The sequence below is a fragment of the Cellulomonas sp. HZM genome (genome assembly GCF_000708885.1).
Taxonomy (GTDB): Bacteria; Actinomycetota; Actinomycetes; order Actinomycetales; family Cellulomonadaceae; genus Cellulomonas.
Genome location: NZ_JEOE01000019.1, coordinates 38,402 through 56,803, shown reverse-complemented (window position 1 = coordinate 56,803; position 18,402 = coordinate 38,402). Strand labels below are relative to the sequence as shown.

Below are 18,402 nucleotides of genomic sequence, written 5' to 3'. Positions count from 1 at the left end.
CGGCGGGGGGGTGGTCGGCGGCGTCGTCGGACGCTCGAGGAGGTCAGCCACGGCGGGCCGTCCGGCGCTGGACCACGTCGAGCAGCACGAGCACGACGACGGCGACCGCGAGCAGCAGCGTCGCCACCGCGGCGGCGGAGACGGGCTCGGCGGACTCGATCATCTTGAGGATGTAGGACGACGACACCTGGGTCTTCCCGACGAGGTTCGCGGAGATGAGGATGACGGACCCGAACTCGCCGAGCGCACGCGCGAAGCTCAGCGCGGCGCCGGACACCACGGCGGGCACGATCGTCGGCAGGATCACGCGGCGGAACGTCGTGAACCCGGACGCGCCCAGCGAGGCCGCGGCCTGCTCGACCTCGCGGTCCGCGTCGATGAGCACGGGCTGCACGGAGCGCACGACGAACGGCAGCGTCACGAACAGCAGCGCGAGCACCACGCCCGCGCGCGTGCCCACCAGGTTGATGCCGAACGGGCCGCCCGGGCCGTACAGCGTGATCAGCACGAGCCCCGCGACGATCGTCGGGAGCGCGAACGGCACGTCGATGACCACCTCGACCACGCGCTTGCCGGGGAACTGGTCACGCACCAGGACCCACGCGATGAGCGTGCCCATCACCGCGTTGACCACCGTCACGAGCGCCGCGGCGCCGACCGTGAACGTGATCGCCGACACCGCCTCGTGGTCCGTGACCGCGGCCCAGAAGCCGGACAGCCCGTCCTCGAACGCGGTCGAGACGAGCGCCGCGATCGGCAGCAGCACCAGCAGCGACAGCCACAGCACGCCGACGCCGAGCCCCAGGCCGGCACCCCCGCTGACCGCGCCCGGGCGGCGCCCCCGACGTGAGGTCGTCGGGGGCGCCACCCGGTCCAGCCGTGCGAGCAGGGTCATCAGCCGCGCAGCTTCGCGACGAGGCCGTTGTCCTTGTCGAACAGCTCGTCGTTGACCGTGCTCCAGCCGCCGAGGTCGGCGACCGTGATCGCCTTGACCGCGGGGAACGGGTTCGCCGGGTCGTTGGCGCCCTTCACGTCGCTCGTCGGCTTCGCGCCGCTGACCGAGCGGAACCCGTGCGCACCCAGGACCTGCTGCCCGGCGTCGCTGCGGACGTAGTCGAGGAACGCCTTCGCAGCCGGCACGGCCTTGGTCGTCACCGCCGCGGGGTTCTCGATGAGGAACGTCGTGCTGGGCACGATGTAGTCGAGGTCCTCGCCCGCCGCGCGGGCCGCGATCGCCTCGTTCTCGTACGAGATCAGCACGTCGCCCGTGCCCTTGACGAACGCGTCGGTCGCGGTGCGGCCCGAGTCGTTCCAGCTCACGACGTTCTTGACGAACTTGCCGAGGTAGTCCTGCGCCGCGGCCTTGTCGCTGAGGTCAGCGCCGAGCGCCTGCGAGTACGCGCCCAGCAGGTTCCACTTGGCCGAGCCCGACGTGCCGGGGTCGGCCGTGACGATGCCCACGCCCGGCTTGACGATGTCGTCCCAGCCGGTGATGTGCTTGGGGTTGCCCTTGCGCACGGCGATGACGACGACCGAGTCGGACACGATCCCCTTGTTCGCGTCGTCGGCCCACGTCTTGTCGATCAGGCCGGCGTCGACGATGTTGTTGACGTCGGGCGTGAGCGAGAGCGCGACGACGTCGGCCTTCTGGCCCGCGATGACCGCGCGGCTCTGGGCGCCGCTCGCGCCGTACGAGCCCTTGACCGTGACGCCCTTGCCGGCGTCGGTGGCCGCGAAGCCCTTGGCGAGGTCGTCGTACGCGGACTGGATGACGGCGAAGCCGACGAGGTTCACGGTGCTGCTGCCCGCGCCGCTCCCGGCCGTGCTCGACGCGTCGTTCTCCGAGGAGCTGCTGCACCCCGCGACAGCCATCAGGGACGCGGCGGCGACGAGGGCGGCGACTCGAGAGGGCGTCCGGGCGAAGGCCCGGTGCAGGGTGGACGTCATGGTGACTGGTCTCCTTGGGAGGGTCGGCGCTCGGCGTTTTCCGAGGTATCCGATCAGAACAGTCGGGATTCAAACAGCGCCCCGCGCTCGCGCACAACGCCTGTCCGGATGATGGGCATCCGCCCTCGTCGCCCGTCGTCGGCCCTCGCCGACCATCAGCCGGCCATCCGCTGACCGCGCGTCATACGGCACGAGCGCGCACGGCGCGCGACGCGCGCTCGCGTCGCCGCACGCGCGCTCGGCGTGACGACACAAAGAAAGGGCCGCACCACGTGGCGTGGTGCGGCCCTTCTGCGTGCGCCCGAAAGGATTCGAACCTTCGACCTTCTGCTCCGGAGGCAGACGCTCTATCCACTGAGCTACGGGCGCATGCACCTGCCCGGCAGGCGGGCTGGTGTGCGGCCCCGAGACTACCAGCCGATCACGCCTCGCCCAGCAGCGCGGACAGGTAGCGGGACGTCTCGGCGACGGCGCCCCGGTCGTCGCCCGCGACGACCGCCTCGACGAGCGCGTCGTGCGCGTCGTGCCCGTGGGTGTCGGTGACGAAGTTGAAGCGGATGTTCTCGCCGATCGCGTCGATGAGGTTGTCGTACAGCGACAGCAGCACGGGGTTGGCGCCCGCGCGGACGATCGCGCGGTGCAGCGCGAGGTCGGTCTGCACCATCGCGTCGATGTCCGCGGCGAGGTAGGCCCGCGAGCGCTCGTCGCGCAGGTCCATGAGGGTCGCGGCGTCGGTGGCGTTGCGCCGACGAGCCGCGAGCCGGGCGGCCTCGACCTCGAGCGCGCGCCGCACCTCGATCACGTCGCGCTGACCCGCGTCGGCGATCTGGCGGACCATGCTGACGGCCAGCTCGGACGTCGACAGCACGTACGTCCCCGAGCCCTGCCGGCGCTCGAGCAGCCCCGCGTGGACCAGCGACTGCACCGCCTCGCGGACCGTGTTCCTGCCCACACCGAGCAGCTCTACGAGCGCGGGCTCGGGCGGGATGCGGCTGCTCACGGGCCACTCGCCGCCTGCTATGCGTGCGCGCAGGGCCTCCACCGTGGAGTCGATGAGTCCGGTCCGTCGAGGCATGCGGGTTAGGCTCCGATCCCAGGCATGGGGTGCAGTCAACACGGGCGGCACGGCCCGCCGCCAGACCCCACGCGAAATCCAGGAGCACCCACGTGAACGCAGCAGCGCCCGCCCCGTGGCGCGGCCGGCTGGTGGTGCTCGCGGGGATCGTGCTCGTCGGGCTGAACCTGCGCATCGCGGTGGCCGCGGTCTCTCCGATCGTCGACGTGGTCCGCCAGGACGTCGACCTGACCGCCACCGAGGTCGGCCTGCTCGGCACCATCCCGGTGATCTCGTTCGCGTTGTTCGGCTCGCTCGCCACGCCGCTCGCGCGGCGCTTCGGGCTCGAGCCGACGATGGTCGCGGCGCTGCTGCTCAGCGCGGGCGGCGAGGTGGCGCGCGCGCTCGTCTCGTCGCCACCGGCCTTCCTGGGCTGGTCGATGATCGCGCTGGCCGGCATGGGCATGGGCAACGTGCTGCTCCCGCCGCTGGTCAAGAGGTACTTCCCGGACCGCATCGGCGCAGTGACCGCGTCCTACTCGGTCGCGCTGTCGGTCAGCACCGCGGTGCCGCCGCTGTTCGCGCTCCCGCTCGCGCAGGCCACCAGCTGGCGCGTCGCGATCGGCGTGTGGGCGGTCGTCGGGCTCGCGGCGGTGGTGCCGTGGGCCATCGTGATCGTCCGGTCGGCGTCGGCACGCGCGCACCTGGGCGCGATCCTGCGCCGCGCACCCCAGCCCACGGGCCCCGGCGCGCTGGGGCACACGGACGGCACCGAGGTGCGGACGGTGTGGCGCTCGCGGCAGGCGTGGGCGATGGCCGTCATGTTCGGCATGAACTCGCTCGGCACGTACGTGGGGTTCGCGTGGATCCCGCAGCTGCTCGCGGACGCGGGCCTCCCGGCCGACGAGGGCGGGCGCTGGCTCGCGCTGTTCGCGGTGCTGGGCGCGCCCATGTCGCTGTTCGGGCCGGTCCTGGCCCAGCGGCTGCGCAACCCCTACCCGGTGGTGGTCGCGTTCGTGACGTGCTGGGCGATCGGGTACGTGGGGCTGCTGACGACGCCCGCGCACGGCACCGCGGTGTGGATGGTGCTGCTCGGCATCGGCCCGTCGTCGTTCCCCGTGCTGCTCGCGCTGCTCGGCCTGCGCAGCACGACTCCCGCGACCGCGATCGCGCTGTCCGGCATGGTCCAGGGCACGGGGTACGTGATCGCAGGCGTCGGGCCCGTGGGGATCGGGGCGCTGTACGAGGCGACGGGTGGCTGGGACGCGCCGATCGTCGTGCTGCTCGGGTGCCTCGTCGTGCTGCTGACGGCTGCCTGGTTCGCATGCCGGCCGACGATGATCGGGCCCGAGACCGTCGTCGTGGACACCGCCGGGACGGCCTCCGCGCCCCGGTAAACTCCCCGGGTGACCCCCGAGCAGCTCGCCCAGGCCATCACGGCCGCCCTCGCGCAGGCCGTCGACGACGGGACGTTCGCCCTCGCGGCCGACGACGTCCCCGCCACCGTTCACCTGGAGCGCCCGCGCCAGCGCGAGCACGGTGACTGGGCCACCAACGTGGCGCTGCAGCTCGCCAAGAAGGCGGGCACCAACCCGCGCGCGTTCGCGACCGAGCTGGCCTCGCGTCTCACCGCGGTCGACGGCGTCGCGTCGGTGGACGTGGCCGGGCCCGGCTTCCTCAACATCCGGCTCGACGCCGCCGCGGCGGGCGAGCTCGCGCGCTCGGTCGTCGACGCGGGCACCGCCTACGGGCGCGGCGACGGGTTCGCGGGCGTCAAGGTCAACCTCGAGTTCGTGTCCGCCAACCCGACGGGGCCGCTGCACATCGGCGGCGTGCGCTGGGCCGCGGTGGGGGACAGCCTCGCGCGCGTGCTCGAGGCGTCGGGCGCGGACGTCACGCGCGAGTACTACTTCAACGACCACGGCGCGCAGATCGACCGCTTCGCGCGGTCCCTGCTCGCGCGCGCGCTCGGCGAGCCGGCGCCCGAGGACGGCTACGGCGGCGACTACATCACCGAGATCGCCGGCCAGGTGGTCGCGGACGCGGCCGCCGCGGGCGAGCCGGACCCGCGCACGCTCGAGCGGGCCGAGGCGACCGAGGCGTTCCGTGCCCGCGGCGTCGAGCTCATGTTCGGCGAGGTCAAGAAGTCGCTGCACGACTTCGGCGTCGACTTCGACGTGTACTTCCACGAGGACTCGCTGCACGAGTCGGGCGCGGTGGACCGGGCCGTCGCCCGCCTGCGCGAGCTCGGCCACATGTACGACCAGGACGGCGCGACGTGGCTGCGCACCACCGACTTCGGAGACGACAAGGACCGCGTCGTCATCAAGTCGGACGGCAACGCCGCCTACATCGCGGGCGACATCGCCTACTACCTCGACAAGCGCGAGCGCGGGTTCGACCGCGTCGTCATCATGCTCGGCGCGGACCACCACGGGTACATCGGCCGCATGATGGCGGTGTGCGCCGCGTTCGGGGACACGCCGCACGTGAACCTCGAGCTGCTCATCGGGCAGCTGGTGAACCTCGTCAAGGACGGGCAGCCGGTGCGCATGTCCAAGCGCGCGGGCACCATCCTGACGATCGACGACCTGGTCGACGCCGTCGGGGTGGACGCCGCGCGGTACGCGCTCGCCCGCTCGTCGGCCGACACCACGCTGGACCTGGACCTGGACCTGCTGGCCAGCGCGAAGAACGAGAACCCGGTGTTCTACGTGCAGTACGCGCACGCGCGCACGGTCAACGTGGGCCGCAACGCCGCCGAGGCGGGCGTGCGTCGCGAGGACGGGTTCGACGCGAGGCTGCTCGACCACGAGTCCGAGGCCGTGCTGCTCGGCAAGATCGCGGAGCTGCCACGCATCGTCGCGCAGGCCGCCGAGCTGCGCGAGCCGCACCGCGTCGCCCGCTACCTCGAGGACCTCGCCGGCGGCTACCACAAGTGGTACGACCAGCGCCGGGTCACGCCGTTCGGCGACGAGGAGGTCACCGACGTGCACCGCACGCGCCTGTGGCTCAACGACGCGACGCGTCAGGTGCTCGCCAACGGCCTCGCGCTGCTCGGGGTGTCCGCTCCGGAGCGGATGTGACGACGACGATCCCCGGCGAGCCCTGGTCCACGGGCGTCGCGCGAGACGACGAGGGCGCCCTGGTGGTCGCCGGGGTGCCCGTCGCGGACCTCGTCGCGCAGCACGGCACGCCCGCGTACGTGCTCGACGAGGCCGACCTGCGCTCGCGCGCAGCCGGCTACCGGCGCGCGTTCGAGGCCGCGTTCGCCGAGGTGGGCGCCGGTGTGGACGTGTACTACGCGGGCAAGGCGTTGCTGTCCGTCGCGGTCGCCCGATGGGTGCACGAGGAGGGGCTGCGCGTCGACACGGCGACCGGCGGCGAGCTCGCCGTGGCCCTGCGTGCGGGCGTGCCCGGTGCGCACATCGGCGTGCACGGCAACAACAAGTCGGACGACGAGATCCGGGCCGCGCTCGACGCCGGCGTCGGCCGCATCATCGTCGACTCGCTCGTCGAGGTGGACAGGGTCGCCGCGCTCGCGGCTGCCGCGGGCGTCGTCGCCCCCGTCATGGTGCGCGTGACCACCGGCGTGCACGCGGGCGGGCACGAGTACATCTCGACCGCGCACGAGGACCAGAAGTTCGGCCTCTCGGTCGCCGCGGCCGACGGCGCCGACAGCCCCGCGATGACGGCACTGCTTGCCGCGGTCGCGCGCCCCGAGCTGCACCTGCTCGGCATCCACTCGCACATCGGCTCGCAGATCCTCGACCCGTCCGGGTTCGAGGTCGCCGCGCGCACGGTGCTCGAGCTGCGCGCCGCGCTCGCGCTGCGCACCGGGGTGCTCGTCGACGAGGTCGACCTCGGCGGCGGCTACGGCATCGCGTACCTGCCCGGCGAGGTCGCGCTCGACCCGGACCGGATCGCGAAGGACGTGGCCGCGTCCGTCGCGTCGTCGGCCGCTGCCCTGGGCACGCCGCTGCCGCGGTTCTCGATCGAGCCCGGGCGTGCGATCGTCGGCCCCGCCGGGCTCACGCTCTACACGGTCGGGACGGTCAAGCCCGTTCGGGTCGACGAGGGGCTCGTGCGGACCTACGTGTCGGTCGACGGCGGGATGAGCGACAACATCCGGCCCGCGCTGTACGGGGCTCGGTACCACGCGGAGGTCGTCGGGCGCCTGTCCTCGGCGGAGCCGGTCCTCGCGCGCGTCGTCGGCAAGCACTGCGAGAGCGGCGACATCGTCGTCCACGAGGTGCAGCTGCCCGGGGACGTGCGCGCCGGGGACGTGCTCGCGGTCGCCGCGACCGGCGCCTACGGGCGGTCGATGGCCTCGAACTACAACCACGTGCCGCGCCCGCCGGTCGTCGCGGTGCGCGACGCCGCGTCCCGAGTCCTGGTGCGTCGCGAGACGGTCGAGGACCTGCTGGCACTCGACCAGGGCTGAGCCGCCGACCACCCGGACGGCGTATCCAGATCGGGGTGCTCGCACCCCGGCGGATCGTCCGGTGGCGTCCCCCGCCGTCCCGTCCGTCGGCTTTTTTCACCCGCTGGGCCGTCCTCGACCTTTCGGTGGAACCGGACTGTTCGCCCTGGTCAGGGTGCCGCCGTGTCAGGGGCGGCCCCTACGTTCGCCTGCGGCAACCCGCCATCGAGGGCGGGTCCTAGGGGAACAGGACATCGATGAGGAATCAGCGCAGGGCGACAGCGGTCGCCGGCTCACTGGTCGTCGCGCTCGGCGTGACGACCCTGTCGGCGCTGCCGGCACTCGCGGCGGACGCGCCGGCCGGCTCGACGACCGGCACGACCACGCTGCCGTCGTACGACGGCACCTTCAGCGGACCGCAGGCGGACACTTCGGCGGGCTCGGCGCTCCGCTACGAGGCGAACCGAGGCATCGACCTCGCGGCGCTCGGCGCGGACCGCACCGCGACGTTCACGACGACGATCACGGAGGACGAGTGGGCCTCCGACTGGACCAGCCAGGGCAACCTGTTCGGCGTCGGCTTCGCGAGCGACCTCACGAACGGTCTGACCCCGACGCGCGGCTCGCTCATCGGTGAGCAGCACCTGGGCGACGCGATCATCTGGGCGCAGGACAACTCGAACCGTGGCACGGGCATGTGCGCGAACGACCAGTTCTTCGGCCCCGGCGACTCGTTCCTGTTCGGCCAGGGCGCCGGCTACCAGTGCGGCCTGCCGTTCGACGACGCCGACCAGTCGGCCGTCGCCCCCGGCTCGTCGTTCCGCTACAGCGTCACCGTGAAGGGTGACGGGACGTGGGCGGCTCGCCTGGTCGCGCTCGACGCGCGCGGTCGCGTCGTCACGCACTTCCAGAACGGCCAGACCCCGAAGCTCGGGTGGAGCGGCGCGTTCGCCGAGGGCACCACGCGCGTCGTGCCGTTCATCCGCGCCGGCCTGGGTGACCCGGGCGACGACTGGAGCTACGAGATCAGCGACTCCGCCCTCGTGGTGGAGCCCGCGCAGAAGGTCACCGCGACCTCGGCGCTGCTCAACGTGCGCGACTACGACCAGTTCGCCGACCTCAACCAGCACGGCTGGACGTACGCGACGAACAGCGGCGTCGACGCCGCCGCACGCGAGGGCGCGCTGCGGATCTCCAACGCCACGACGAGCGGCGTCATCACCCAGCTGGTCACCCCGCAGCTCGCGCAGTCGGCGGGCGAGCAGGGCTCGGGTGCGACGCACGACCAGTTCGACGCCTCGTTCACGGTCGCCTCGGCGACCGGCGGCTTCCAGCCGGGCCTCAAGGTCGAGGTCGCGCCCGACAACGGCAGCGGCTCGCGCACGGGCGGCTCGTTCACGCTGTGGCACAACCCGGCCTCGGGCAAGCTCGAGATCGGCGCCATCTGGGCCAAGCCCAACGGCGACACCAACGACACGTCGGGTTGGACGAGCAAGACGCTCGCCGCCGTCGACGCGACGGTGCCGCACACGGTCTCGATCGCCGAGCACTTCGTGACGAACGGGCAGGACGTCGCCGACGTCACCGTCGACGGCACGTTCGTCGGCCGCGTCGGGACGTACGAGAAGTACGCCAAGGACGCGGGCGGCCCGCTCGGCACCATCGACTCGCTGCTGTTCCGCGCCTCTCCGAGCGTGCCGGTCGACGGCGACGGGTGGGGCCAGCAGCCCGCGGTGGCCGCCAACGAGGGTCAGGGCTTCCTGGTCTCGGACATCCGCTACGGCGTCTCGGACCGCTCGGCGGCGACCGTCCCGGCGACCCCCGCGGTCGTGCAGCCCGCCGTGACGTCGCTGAGCTTCTTCCAGGACCTGTCCGACACCCGGAGCAAGGGCCACAACGTGCTGACCACGTCGGGCGTCCACGTGTGGACCGACGACGCGAGCAGCGAGTCGAAGGCGGCGGCGTACCACGTCTTCGCGCAGCCCGTCCCGCTCGCGCAGATCGGCGCGCCCGCCATCACGTTCGCCGACGGCCACACCGGCGGCCTGCCGGGCCTGCAGCTCGGCATCGACCGTGACGGCAACGGCACCTGGGACGGCTACCTGGTCAACGAGGGCGACCTCTACGGCCACGGCATGTGGTGGACCAACAAGGACTACTTCGGGGTGTCCAACGGCGGTGGCTACGCCTCGCTCGGCACGCTCGCGGACTACCTCGCGGCGAACCCGCGTGCGCAGGTCCTCTCGGTCGGCTACTCGCTCGGTTCGGGCGTGAAGGGCGACTCGACGATCACCTCGCTGACCGTCGCGGGCAAGACCTACCCGTTCCACGCGGCCTACCCCGCGTCGATCGCGGCGACGGTCACCAAGGGCGCCTACGGCCAGGCCGGCACGGTGGCCGTGAAGGTCTCGGCTCGTTCCGACTCCGGTGCGCTGCTGAGCAACGTGCCCACGGGCAAGGTGACCGTCTCCGAGGGCGCGTGGCACTCGGCCGCGACCTCGCTGGTGAACGGTGCCGCCAAGGTGTCGATCCCCGCGGACCTCGCGGTCGGCGACCACACCCTGACGGTCTCGTACTCCGGCGACGCCGACGTGGCGCCCGCCTCGGCGGAGCTCGGCGTGGGCGTCCCGCTCGCGACGTCCTACCTGCTGTCGGGGGACGTCGAGCAGTACGCGGGCACCACGGGTGCTCTGCCCGTGCTCGTGTTCCCGGCGAACGCGACCGGCACCGTCACGGTCCGGTCGGGCTCGACGGTGGTCGGTACCGCGAAGATCCAGGACGGCGGCGCCCTCGTCCCGCTCTCGCGGTCGATCCCGGTGGGCGGCCACCCGCTGACGGTCTCGTACTCCGGTGACCGCACCACCGGCGCGAGCTCCGTCACGGTGACCGACTACGTGGTGAAGTCCGCCCCGGCGCTCTCGATCTCGTGGTCCAAGGCTCACTACGGCAAGGCCGCGACGGTCAAGGTGTCGATCGCGGGGGCCGCCGGCGCAGCGACCGGCACGGTGTCGGTCGTCGAGGGTTCGAAGACGCTCGCGAAGAAGACGCTCTCGCACGGCAAGGCGACGCTCGCGCTGCCGAAGTCGCTCACGGCGGGCACGCACAAGGTGAAGCTGCGCTACTCGGGCAGCTCGATCGTGTCGTCCTCGGCCGTCGCGAAGTCGCTCGTCGTCGCCAAGGCGACGTCGAAGACGTCCTTCACGCTCGGCTCGAAGCGCACCGTCAAGGTCAAGGTGTCCGTCGCGGGCGTCAAGGCCACGGGCAAGGTCCAGCTGGTCGTGGACCCGGCCGCGAAGGGCGCGAAGACCATCGTCACCACGGCGAAGGTCAAGAACGGCAAGGCCACCGTGACCCTGCCGCGCGTCGTCCACGGCAAGTACGCCGTCAAGGTGAAGTACCTCGGCTCGGCGAACGTGAAGTCGTCGACGTCGAAGGCGCGCACGCTCACGCTGAGCTGATCGCACCCAGCACGCGAGGGGCGGTCCGGGTCATCCGGGCCGCCCCTCGCGGTGTGCCCGGGGGCGTACAGGTCCGTGCAGGCCCGTCCTGCCATCCAGACGGCGAGGTTAGGCAACGCTTGCTTAGGTTAGGATCACCTTCGCCGGGGTGGGTGCCTCGAGCACCGGATCATCCGTGTCCCCCGTGGAGGTCGTCCCCGCATGAGCGTGCCCGCCCGCGCCGTCCGAGCCCTCGCGTCCGCGCTGACCGTGGCGCTGGTCGCGGCCTCGCTCGCCGCGTGCGGTGGGGGCGCCGCGGCGAGCGGGGACGGCGCCGCGTCGGGCGGCGCGCTGCTCGCGGACGTGACGCCGGTCCCCGACCCCAAGGCCGCCACCGGCCCGAGCACCGCGGTGCTCGCCGACGCCGCACTGCATCCCGTGGCCGACGACCCGCACGCGACGCTGCCCGCCACCGTGACCGACGCCCAGGGCACGTCGGTCACCGTCACCGACACCAGCCGTGTCCTCGCGCTCGACATCTACGGCTCGACGTCGCGCATCGTCTACGAGCTGGGCCTCGGCGACCACGTCGTCGGGCGCGACACCTCGTCGGCCTTCGCCGAGATCAAGGACAAGCCGCTCGTCACCGCCAATGGCCACGAGCTCGACGGCGAGGCGATCCTCGAGCTCGCGCCGACCGTGATCATCACCGACACGAGCCTCGGCCCGTGGGACGTCGTCCTGCAGATGCGCGACGCCGGGATACCCGTGGTCGTCGTGGACCCGCACCGCGACGTGGACTCGGCCGGGAAGCTCGTCCAGGCCGTGGCCGACGCGCTGGGCGTGCACGACGTGGGCGAGAAGCTCGCGCAGCGCACGCATGACGACATCGCGGCCAAGGTCGCGCAGATCGCGAAGATCGCACCGCAGGAGAAGTCCGACCGGCTGCGCGTCATGTTCCTCTACGTGCGAGGCCAGGCCGGCGTCTACTACCTGTTCGGCAAGGAGTCCGGCGCCGACTCGCTCATCGACGCGCTCGGTGCCGTGGACGTCGCGTCCCAGATCGGCTGGGACGGCATGAAGCCGATCAACGACGAGGCGATGGTCAAGGCCGCGCCGGACGTGGTGCTCGTGATGACGCACGGTCTGGAGTCGGTCGGTGGCGTCGACGGGCTGCTCGAGCGGTTGCCCGCGGTCGCGCAGACCCCCGCGGGGGAGAAGCGCCGCATCGTCGACATGGACGACACCGAGATCCTCTCGTTCGGGCCGACCACCGCCGACGTGCTCGACGCGCTCGCGGTCGCGCTCTACGCACCCGGGACGCACGCGTGACGGTCACGGCCGCGCGGCCTCGGATGGCGCCGCCGTCGACGACCGCGCGCAGGCGCTCACGGGTGCCCTACCTGTTCGGTGGCCTGGTCGTCGCGCTCGTCGTGCTCGCGATCGTCTCCGCGGGAGCGGGCCAGCTCGACGTGCCCCCCGCCGAGGTGGTCGGCTCGGTCCTGCACCACCTGGGCCTCGACATCGGCCCCGTGCCGAGCCACCCCAACGGCGACGCCGCGCTGTGGACCATCCGGTTCCCGCGCGTCGTCATGGCGATGCTCGTCGGGGCCGCGCTGGCCACCGGGGGTGCGCTCATGCAGGGCGTGTTCGGCAACCCGCTCGCCGAGCCGGGCGTCGTCGGCGTGAGCTCGGGTGCCGCGGTCGGGGCGTGCCTCGTCATCGTGCTGGGCTGGACGTTCGTGGGGTCCTGGACCGTCGCGCTGCTCGCGTTCGTCGGGGGCCTGCTCACCACGCTGCTCGTGTACGCGACCGCGCGGGAGAACGGCCGCACCGAGGTCGTCACGCTCGTCCTCACCGGCGTCGCGGTCAACGCCGTGGCCGGCGCCGCACTCGCGCTGCTGACGTTCCTCGGCGACACCCAGGCGCGCGAGCAGATCGTGTTCTGGCAGCTCGGGTCGCTCAACGGCACGCGCTGGCCGTACGTCGCCGTCGTCGCGCCGCTCGTGCTCGTCGGCATCGTCGGCGCCATGACCACCGCCCGCAGGCTCGACCTGCTCGCGCTCGGCGAGCGCTCTGCGCGGCACCTCGGCGTGGACGTCGAGCGGCTGCGCCTGGTGTGCATCGTGCTGGTCGCGCTGCTGACCGCCGCGGCGGTCGCGTTCTGCGGCGTCATCGCGTTCGTGGGCCTCGTCGTGCCGCACCTCGTGCGCATGGCCGTCGGGCCCGGCCACCGCGTGCTCGTGCCGGCGTCCGCGCTCGGCGGTGCGGTGCTGCTGCTCGGCGCGGACCTCGTCGCGCGCACCGCCGTGCCGTACGCCGACCTGCCGATCGGGATGCTCACCGCGCTCGTGGGCGGGCCCTTCTTCTTCTGGCTGATCCGGCGCACGCGTCGCAGCGCGGGAGGCTGGGCATGAGCGCGGTGCTGCGTGCGCGCGGCGTGCGCGTCGCGTTCGGTCCGGTCGTCGTGCTCGACGGCGTCGACGTCGACGTCGCGGCGGGCGAGCTCGTCGCGCTCGTCGGGCCCAACGGCGCAGGCAAGTCGACGTTGCTCGCGGTGCTCGCGGGGGACACCGCACCGACGGCGGGCACGGTCGAGCTCGACGGCGTCGCCGTCGCGGCGATGCGGCTCGACGAGCTCGCGCGTCGGCGCGCCGTCCTGCTGCAGGAGAACCGCCTCTCGTTCCCGTTCGAGGTCGACGACGTCATCCGCATGGGCCGCGCGCCCTGGCGCGGCACGCAGCGCGAGGACGACGACGACGCCGTGGTCGCGCTCGCGGCCGCGACCGCCGACGTCGCGCACCTCGCGGCGCGGAGGTACCCCACGCTGTCCGGCGGCGAGAAGGCGCGGACCTCGTTCGCGCGGACGCTCGCGCAGGAGCCCGGGGTCCTGCTGCTCGACGAGCCGACCGCCGCGCTCGACGTGCGCCACCAGGAGGCGCTGCTGACCGAGGCGCGCTCGCGCGCGCGGGTCGGTGCGAGCGTCGTCGTCGTGCTGCACGACCTCACGCTCGCCGCCGCCTACGCGGACCGGGTCGTCGTGCTCGACGAGGGCCGCGTGCGCGGCGACGGCTCCCCGCACGACGTGCTGACCGCCGACCTGCTGAGCGACGTGTACCGCCACCCGATCGAGGTGACCCGCCGGCACGGGACCGACGAGCTCGTCGTCCTGCCGGTGCGGTCGCAGCCCGAACCGCACACCCCGCGCACCACCCCGCCGACCACCACGGAGGAGAACCGATGAGGCCCGCCGTCCGGACGCTGCTGGGCGCGAGCCTCGCGGCGGCCGCACTCGTCCTTCCTCTCGCGACCCCCGCGCAGGCCGCGGGCCGCGTGAGCGTGACCGGTCCGTCGGGCGCGACGGCGAGCAGCAGCGGGCCGACGACGTTCAAGGTCTCCGGCTCGGGCTTCCAGTCCGTCAAGGGCGGCTTCGGCGGCATCTACGTCTTCTTCGGCTGGGTCGACGACCCCTCGGGCGGCTCGTGGCGCCCCAGCAAGGGTGGCGTGACGGGGACCGACTACCGGTACGTCCCCGACTCGGAGCAGAAGTCGAACCACGGCTACCAGCGCTTCGTCGCGTTCCCCGGCTCGGACACCGCGTCCGCCGCCAACGGCGGGACGGTGTCGGCGTCGGGGGCGTGGTCGACGACCCTGACCGTGCCGGGACCGACGTTCCGCGCGGCGGACCGGGACGGGAAGGTGCGCACCGTCGACTGCCGCGAGGTGACCTGCGGGGTCATCACGATCGGCGCACACGGCGTGGTCAACGCGAGCAACGAGTCGTTCACGCCTGTGCGGTTCGCCTCGCCGGGCTCCACGGGGTCGAAGGGCTCGTCGGGCACCTCCTCCGGCTCCTCGACCGGTAACGGCACGACGACCGGGAACGGCACGACGACCGAATCGGCCACGTCGCCGACGAGCGGCTCGACGGCACCCGCAGGCGAGTCCACGGCCGACGGCGCCGCCACGGGCACGCCTGTCACGAGCGACGCGCCCGCGACCGTGGGCGTCGACCAGCGCACGGTCGTCGTCGGCCGCGTGATCGGCTTCACGGGGCAGGCGTTCACACCGGGGGAGCAGGTCGTGGGCTCGCTCGTCGGGGGCCAGGCGGCCGTGGGACCGCTGACCGCGGGCGCGCAGGGCGAGGTCGCGGGCGTGCTGCAGCTCCCGGCGACGCTGCGGCCCGGGACCCAGGCGTTCACCCTGACGGGCGCCGCGTCGGGCAAGAAGGCGCAGGTCGAGTTCCAGGCGATCGCGGACCCCGTGACCGCGGCCGCCGCGGCCAACGCCGCGCAGGAGTCGCACGGCCCGGGCGTGTCCCCGGTCGCGATCGGCGTCGTCGTCGCGGCGCTCGCGCTGCTGTGGTTCGTCGTCGCGGGGGCCGTCGCCGCCCGTCGCCGCCGATCGTCGTCGCGGGCGGTGCGCCCATGAGAGCCCGCAGGATCGGTGCCGCGCTCGCGGCGGCCGGCATGGCGCTGCTCGTCGCGGCCGCGCCGTCGGTCGGCAAGGGCGTCGACGTCCAGGTCGAGATCCCGCGCTCGGGCGTCCTCACGGTCAAGGACGCCGAGCTGCGCTGGGGGCTGACCCGCGAGGCGAGCAGCGGCTCGTACGCGTTCGGCTGCCACTTCCTGTCCGCGGGCGTCGCGGGCGACACGGGGTCGTCGCGCGCCTGGACGGCCGCCGACGGCTTCTACCGCTCGACCTCGGGCTCGGTGCGGATCCAGAAGCCCGACAGCGCGGGCCGACCGACGCTCGCGACCTGGGCGACGCGGTGCCTCGACCGCGACGGCAAGGCCGTGACCGCGTCGACGACGTCGCCGAGCACCGAGAGCGAGGTCGTCGTCGACGGCGGGACCGGGACGGTCGACCAGCGCAAGGGGACCGCCCGGATCGCGTGGCGCGGCTCGTTCACGGTCGCGTTCTACGGGGGCCTCACGTACTGGTCGGCGACCGACCCGGTGCTGACGGTCAAGGGTGGCGTGGGCACGCTCACGGCGACCGCGAGCGGGTACGGGGCCGACCGCGAGGACGCGTCGTCGTGGCAACCGCTCGAGGAGCGGGAGGTGAAGCTCGCGACCTTCGAGCACGTCGACCTCGGCTCGACCGGGATCGTCGAGACGCCGGACTACGTGGGCGTGCGCGTCGACACCGGCTCGGCGACGCCCCAGGCGCGGCGGACGGCGGCGAACTCCGACTACTGGGGTGCGTTCCCGCAGGACTTCGTCGACCTGCAGGTCGAGACCGGGCAGTCGGCGTACTGGTACACGAGCGGCGGTGAGCGGGACCGGTTCAAGACCCCGCTCCCCGTGTACGTGAGCTACGACGCGTCGCAGTCGGTCGCGCCGCCGACGACCGACCCCGAGCCAGGCACGGGGGACCCGGGCGGTACGGGCGACCCCGTGACGCAGCCGACGCCCGAGCCGACCGGGACCACTCCCGGGGGCGACGGCGGCTCGGGCGGTGGCGGCTCGGGCGGTGGCGGCTCGAGCGGCGGTGGCCCGACGTCGAGCACGCCGGTCACCCCGGGCCTGGACGGCGGGGCCGTCGCACCGGGTGTGTTCCCGGCGACCGCGGCGGCGACTTTCGCGGCCGCGACCCCGGGCCTCATCCCCGCGGCGGGTGCCGCCGTGAGCTGGCTCTCGGCGCAGGACCCGCTGCTCCTCGGCGGGCTCGGTGCCCTCGCGCTGCTGGCCGTGGTCGCCGCGATCGGGACGTGGCGTGGCTGGATCGTGCCGCCGTGGACCGGATCGCGGACATGACTTCCCATCAGGATTAGGTAAGGCTAACCTCATTCCGGCCGGTCCGAACCGGCTCTCACCCCCACCGAGAGGACACGAGAACGTGACAACACGATCCGGCTGGGCCGGTCGCGCCGTCGCCGCCGCAGGCGTGCTCGCGATCGTCGGCGGCGCCGTCGCCGCGATGCCCGCGAGCGCCGCGGACTCCCGCGACGTCAAGGCGGAAGGGACCCTCGACTGGGGCTTCCGCAACAGCTTCCGCAACTACGTCGGCCAGCAGATCGCGGCGCTCCCGCCGGTCGGTGCCGTGGCCGTCGGCCAGCGCATCACGCTGCTCGACCCGGCGACGTTCGACACGGCGGGCACGCCGGCGTGGCCCGCCAGCACGTCGAGCCCCAACGAGACGCTCCCGTACCACCTGCCCGTGCAGGGCGGCTCGTACACGTCGGACGACGACCTGCGCGTCGAGAGCGCGGGCGGTGCGGTGTTCCACTTCCCGTCGCACGCGTTCACGGTGACGGTCAAGGACGTCGCGGTCGTCGTCTCCGGCGGCACCGCGAAGCTCGAGGGCGACCTGTCGGTCGTCATCCCCGAGTCCGGGACCGCGCTCGGGTACACGCCGGGCACGTACGGCGGCGACGACATCGTCATCGGTGACGTCGCGTCGGCCCAGGTGACCGAGACCGGCGATGCCGTGACCGTCTCCGGCTCGGGCGTCACGCTCAGCGCCGCGGGCTCCGCCGCGCTGCAGGGCTTCCTGAACACCGGCGACGCGCTCGACGACTTCACGCTGTCGACGTCGCTCGCCGCGGTCGCTCAGGCATGGACCCCCAAGATCACGGTGTCGAAGACCTCTGGCTTCGACCCCGCGGGCACCGAGACGGTGACCGTCACGGGCACCGGCTTCAAGCCGGACGCCAACGTGTCGACGCGCGTGCCCGTCACGGTCGGTCAGCCGACCGGTGTCTACGTGACGTTCGGCCGCTTCGCCGACGTGTGGCGGCCGTCCGCCGGTGCGTCGTCGTCGGCGCGTCCGATCACGAGCCAGAAGTGGGCGCTGCCGGCGGCATCGCTCACGCAGGTCGCGACGGACTACCCGTCGCAGGCGGCCGCGCTCGTCGAGCTCGCCGCGGACGGCTCGTTCACCGCGCAGGTGGACGTCAAGAAGGCGACCGCGACGAGCGGCAACTACGGCATCTACGTGTACGCGGCGGGCGGCGCGGCCGCCAACGCGGCACAGGAGCTGTTCGTGCCCGTGACGTTCGCCGGCGACGTGAACGTCGGCGTCGAGGTCCCCGAGACGCCGGTCACCCCGGACCCGGGCGAGTTCTCGTGGACCATCGGCGGCTCGGGCTCGGTGAGCCTCGGCACGGCCACCTCCACCGCGGCGGGCTTCACCGCGTCGGGCCAGCTCCCGGCGATCGTCGTGAAGGACACGCGCGACGGCGCCCCGGCGTTCTCGATCTCCGGCCAGGCCGGCAGCTTCCTCGCGGCCGACGGCTCCGGCTCGTTCGGTGGCCAGGCGCTCGGCTGGACGCCGAAGCTCAGCGCGAACTCGGTCGGGGCCGTCGCAGGCGCGACCGTCGCACCCGGCACGGGCAACGGGCTCAAGGCGTCGAGCACGCTCGTGTCCGGTGCTGCGGGCCACGCGCTCGGCACGGTCGACGTCGGTGCGACGCTCGACCTGCTCGCGCCGGCCGACGCCAAGCCGGGCAGCTACACGTCGACGCTGACGCTCACCGCGCTCAGCTGACCCGACCACGCAGGACGGCCGCGGCCGGTCGGGACCTCCCGGCCGGCCGT

13 protein-coding genes and 1 tRNA gene are annotated in these 18,402 nt (G+C 73.3%); 10 read left to right on the top strand and 4 right to left on the bottom strand.

The window, feature by feature from the left end; genetic code table 11:
- Window positions 1–43: 43 nt before the first annotated feature.
- From cysT to AW16_RS0111360, 4 genes are all read right to left on the bottom strand, one after another.
- On the bottom strand, window positions 44–895 hold the full coding sequence (gene cysT, locus AW16_RS0111375; protein WP_029290458.1) for a sulfate ABC transporter permease subunit CysT: 852 nt from the start codon (window positions 893–895) through the stop codon (window positions 44–46).
- Window positions 895–1,947 carry a sulfate ABC transporter substrate-binding protein gene (locus AW16_RS0111370; RefSeq protein WP_029290457.1) on the bottom strand — a complete coding sequence of 351 codons (1,053 nt, stop codon included), beginning with the start codon at window positions 1,945–1,947 and terminating at the stop codon, window positions 895–897. Before AW16_RS0111370 ends, cysT begins: the two co-directional genes overlap by 1 nt.
- Before the next feature lie 296 nt (window positions 1,948–2,243).
- A tRNA-Arg gene (locus tag AW16_RS0111365) sits at window positions 2,244–2,316 on the bottom strand.
- A gap of 52 nt (window positions 2,317–2,368) precedes the next feature.
- A complete protein-coding gene (locus tag AW16_RS0111360; RefSeq protein WP_029290456.1) occupies window positions 2,369–3,022 on the bottom strand; it encodes a FadR/GntR family transcriptional regulator in 654 nt (217 codons plus the stop codon).
- Between the two features lie 92 nt (window positions 3,023–3,114).
- Here AW16_RS0111360 and AW16_RS0111355 point away from each other — a divergent pair, with 92 nt between their 5' ends.
- The 10 genes from AW16_RS0111355 to AW16_RS0111310 all read left to right on the top strand — a co-directional run bounded on the left by AW16_RS0111355 (window position 3,115) and on the right by AW16_RS0111310 (window position 18,352).
- A complete protein-coding gene (locus tag AW16_RS0111355; protein ID WP_197021611.1) occupies window positions 3,115–4,398 on the top strand; it encodes a CynX/NimT family MFS transporter in 1,284 nt (427 codons plus the stop codon).
- Between the two features lie 9 nt (window positions 4,399–4,407).
- The gene (gene argS, locus AW16_RS0111350; RefSeq protein WP_029290454.1) at window positions 4,408–6,087 is read left to right on the top strand and encodes an arginine--tRNA ligase; all 1,680 of its coding nucleotides are present in this window, start codon (window positions 4,408–4,410) and stop codon (window positions 6,085–6,087) included.
- Complete coding sequence (lysA, locus tag AW16_RS0111345; protein WP_029290453.1) at window positions 6,084–7,445, top strand: diaminopimelate decarboxylase; 1,362 nt, start codon at window positions 6,084–6,086, stop codon at window positions 7,443–7,445. Before argS ends, lysA begins: the two co-directional genes overlap by 4 nt.
- A gap of 236 nt (window positions 7,446–7,681) precedes the next feature.
- Window positions 7,682–10,882, top strand: a complete 3,201-nt coding sequence (locus tag AW16_RS0111340) for an Ig-like domain-containing protein (protein WP_081861616.1) — start codon at window positions 7,682–7,684, stop codon at window positions 10,880–10,882.
- Window positions 10,883–11,083: 201 nt separating this feature from the next.
- Window positions 11,084–12,193 (top strand): hemin ABC transporter substrate-binding protein, encoded by a 1,110-nt coding sequence (locus AW16_RS0111335; protein WP_051681885.1) that lies wholly within the window; start codon window positions 11,084–11,086, stop codon window positions 12,191–12,193.
- A gap of 62 nt (window positions 12,194–12,255) precedes the next feature.
- Complete coding sequence (locus AW16_RS0111330; RefSeq protein ID WP_369794783.1) at window positions 12,256–13,278, top strand: FecCD family ABC transporter permease; 1,023 nt, start codon at window positions 12,256–12,258, stop codon at window positions 13,276–13,278.
- A complete protein-coding gene (locus tag AW16_RS0111325; protein WP_081861615.1) occupies window positions 13,275–14,105 on the top strand; it encodes a heme ABC transporter ATP-binding protein in 831 nt (276 codons plus the stop codon). The genes AW16_RS0111330 and AW16_RS0111325 overlap by 4 nt, the downstream gene beginning before the upstream one ends.
- The gene (locus AW16_RS0111320) at window positions 14,102–15,292 is read left to right on the top strand and encodes a hypothetical protein (protein ID WP_029290448.1); all 1,191 of its coding nucleotides are present in this window, start codon (window positions 14,102–14,104) and stop codon (window positions 15,290–15,292) included. The genes AW16_RS0111325 and AW16_RS0111320 overlap by 4 nt, the downstream gene beginning before the upstream one ends.
- Window positions 15,289–16,620: an HtaA domain-containing protein gene (locus AW16_RS17770; RefSeq protein WP_156044146.1), complete on the top strand. Its 1,332-nt coding sequence runs from the start codon at window positions 15,289–15,291 to the stop codon at window positions 16,618–16,620. The genes AW16_RS0111320 and AW16_RS17770 overlap by 4 nt, the downstream gene beginning before the upstream one ends.
- A gap of 82 nt (window positions 16,621–16,702) precedes the next feature.
- Window positions 16,703–18,352 carry an HtaA domain-containing protein gene (locus AW16_RS0111310; RefSeq protein WP_029290446.1) on the top strand — a complete coding sequence of 550 codons (1,650 nt, stop codon included), beginning with the start codon at window positions 16,703–16,705 and terminating at the stop codon, window positions 18,350–18,352.
- Window positions 18,353–18,402 lie beyond the last annotated feature (50 nt).

What these genes read in the sequence shown, in the direction of transcription:
- AW16_RS0111360 (WP_029290456.1), bottom strand. Translation starts at nt 3,022, where the DNA reads ATGCCTCGACGGACCGGACTCATCGACTCCACGGTGGAGGCCCTGCGC.
- AW16_RS0111370 (WP_029290457.1), bottom strand. Translation starts at nt 1,947, where the DNA reads ATGACGTCCACCCTGCACCGGGCCTTCGCCCGGACGCCCTCTCGAGTC.
- AW16_RS0111325 (WP_081861615.1), top strand. Translation starts at nt 13,275, where the DNA reads ATGAGCGCGGTGCTGCGTGCGCGCGGCGTGCGCGTCGCGTTCGGTCCG.
- AW16_RS17770 (WP_156044146.1), top strand. Translation starts at nt 15,289, where the DNA reads ATGAGAGCCCGCAGGATCGGTGCCGCGCTCGCGGCGGCCGGCATGGCG.
- AW16_RS0111340 (WP_081861616.1), top strand. Translation starts at nt 7,682, where the DNA reads ATGAGGAATCAGCGCAGGGCGACAGCGGTCGCCGGCTCACTGGTCGTC.
- cysT (WP_029290458.1), bottom strand. Translation starts at nt 895, where the DNA reads ATGACCCTGCTCGCACGGCTGGACCGGGTGGCGCCCCCGACGACCTCA.
- AW16_RS0111320 (WP_029290448.1), top strand. Translation starts at nt 14,102, where the DNA reads ATGAGGCCCGCCGTCCGGACGCTGCTGGGCGCGAGCCTCGCGGCGGCC.
- AW16_RS0111335 (WP_051681885.1), top strand. Translation starts at nt 11,084, where the DNA reads ATGAGCGTGCCCGCCCGCGCCGTCCGAGCCCTCGCGTCCGCGCTGACC.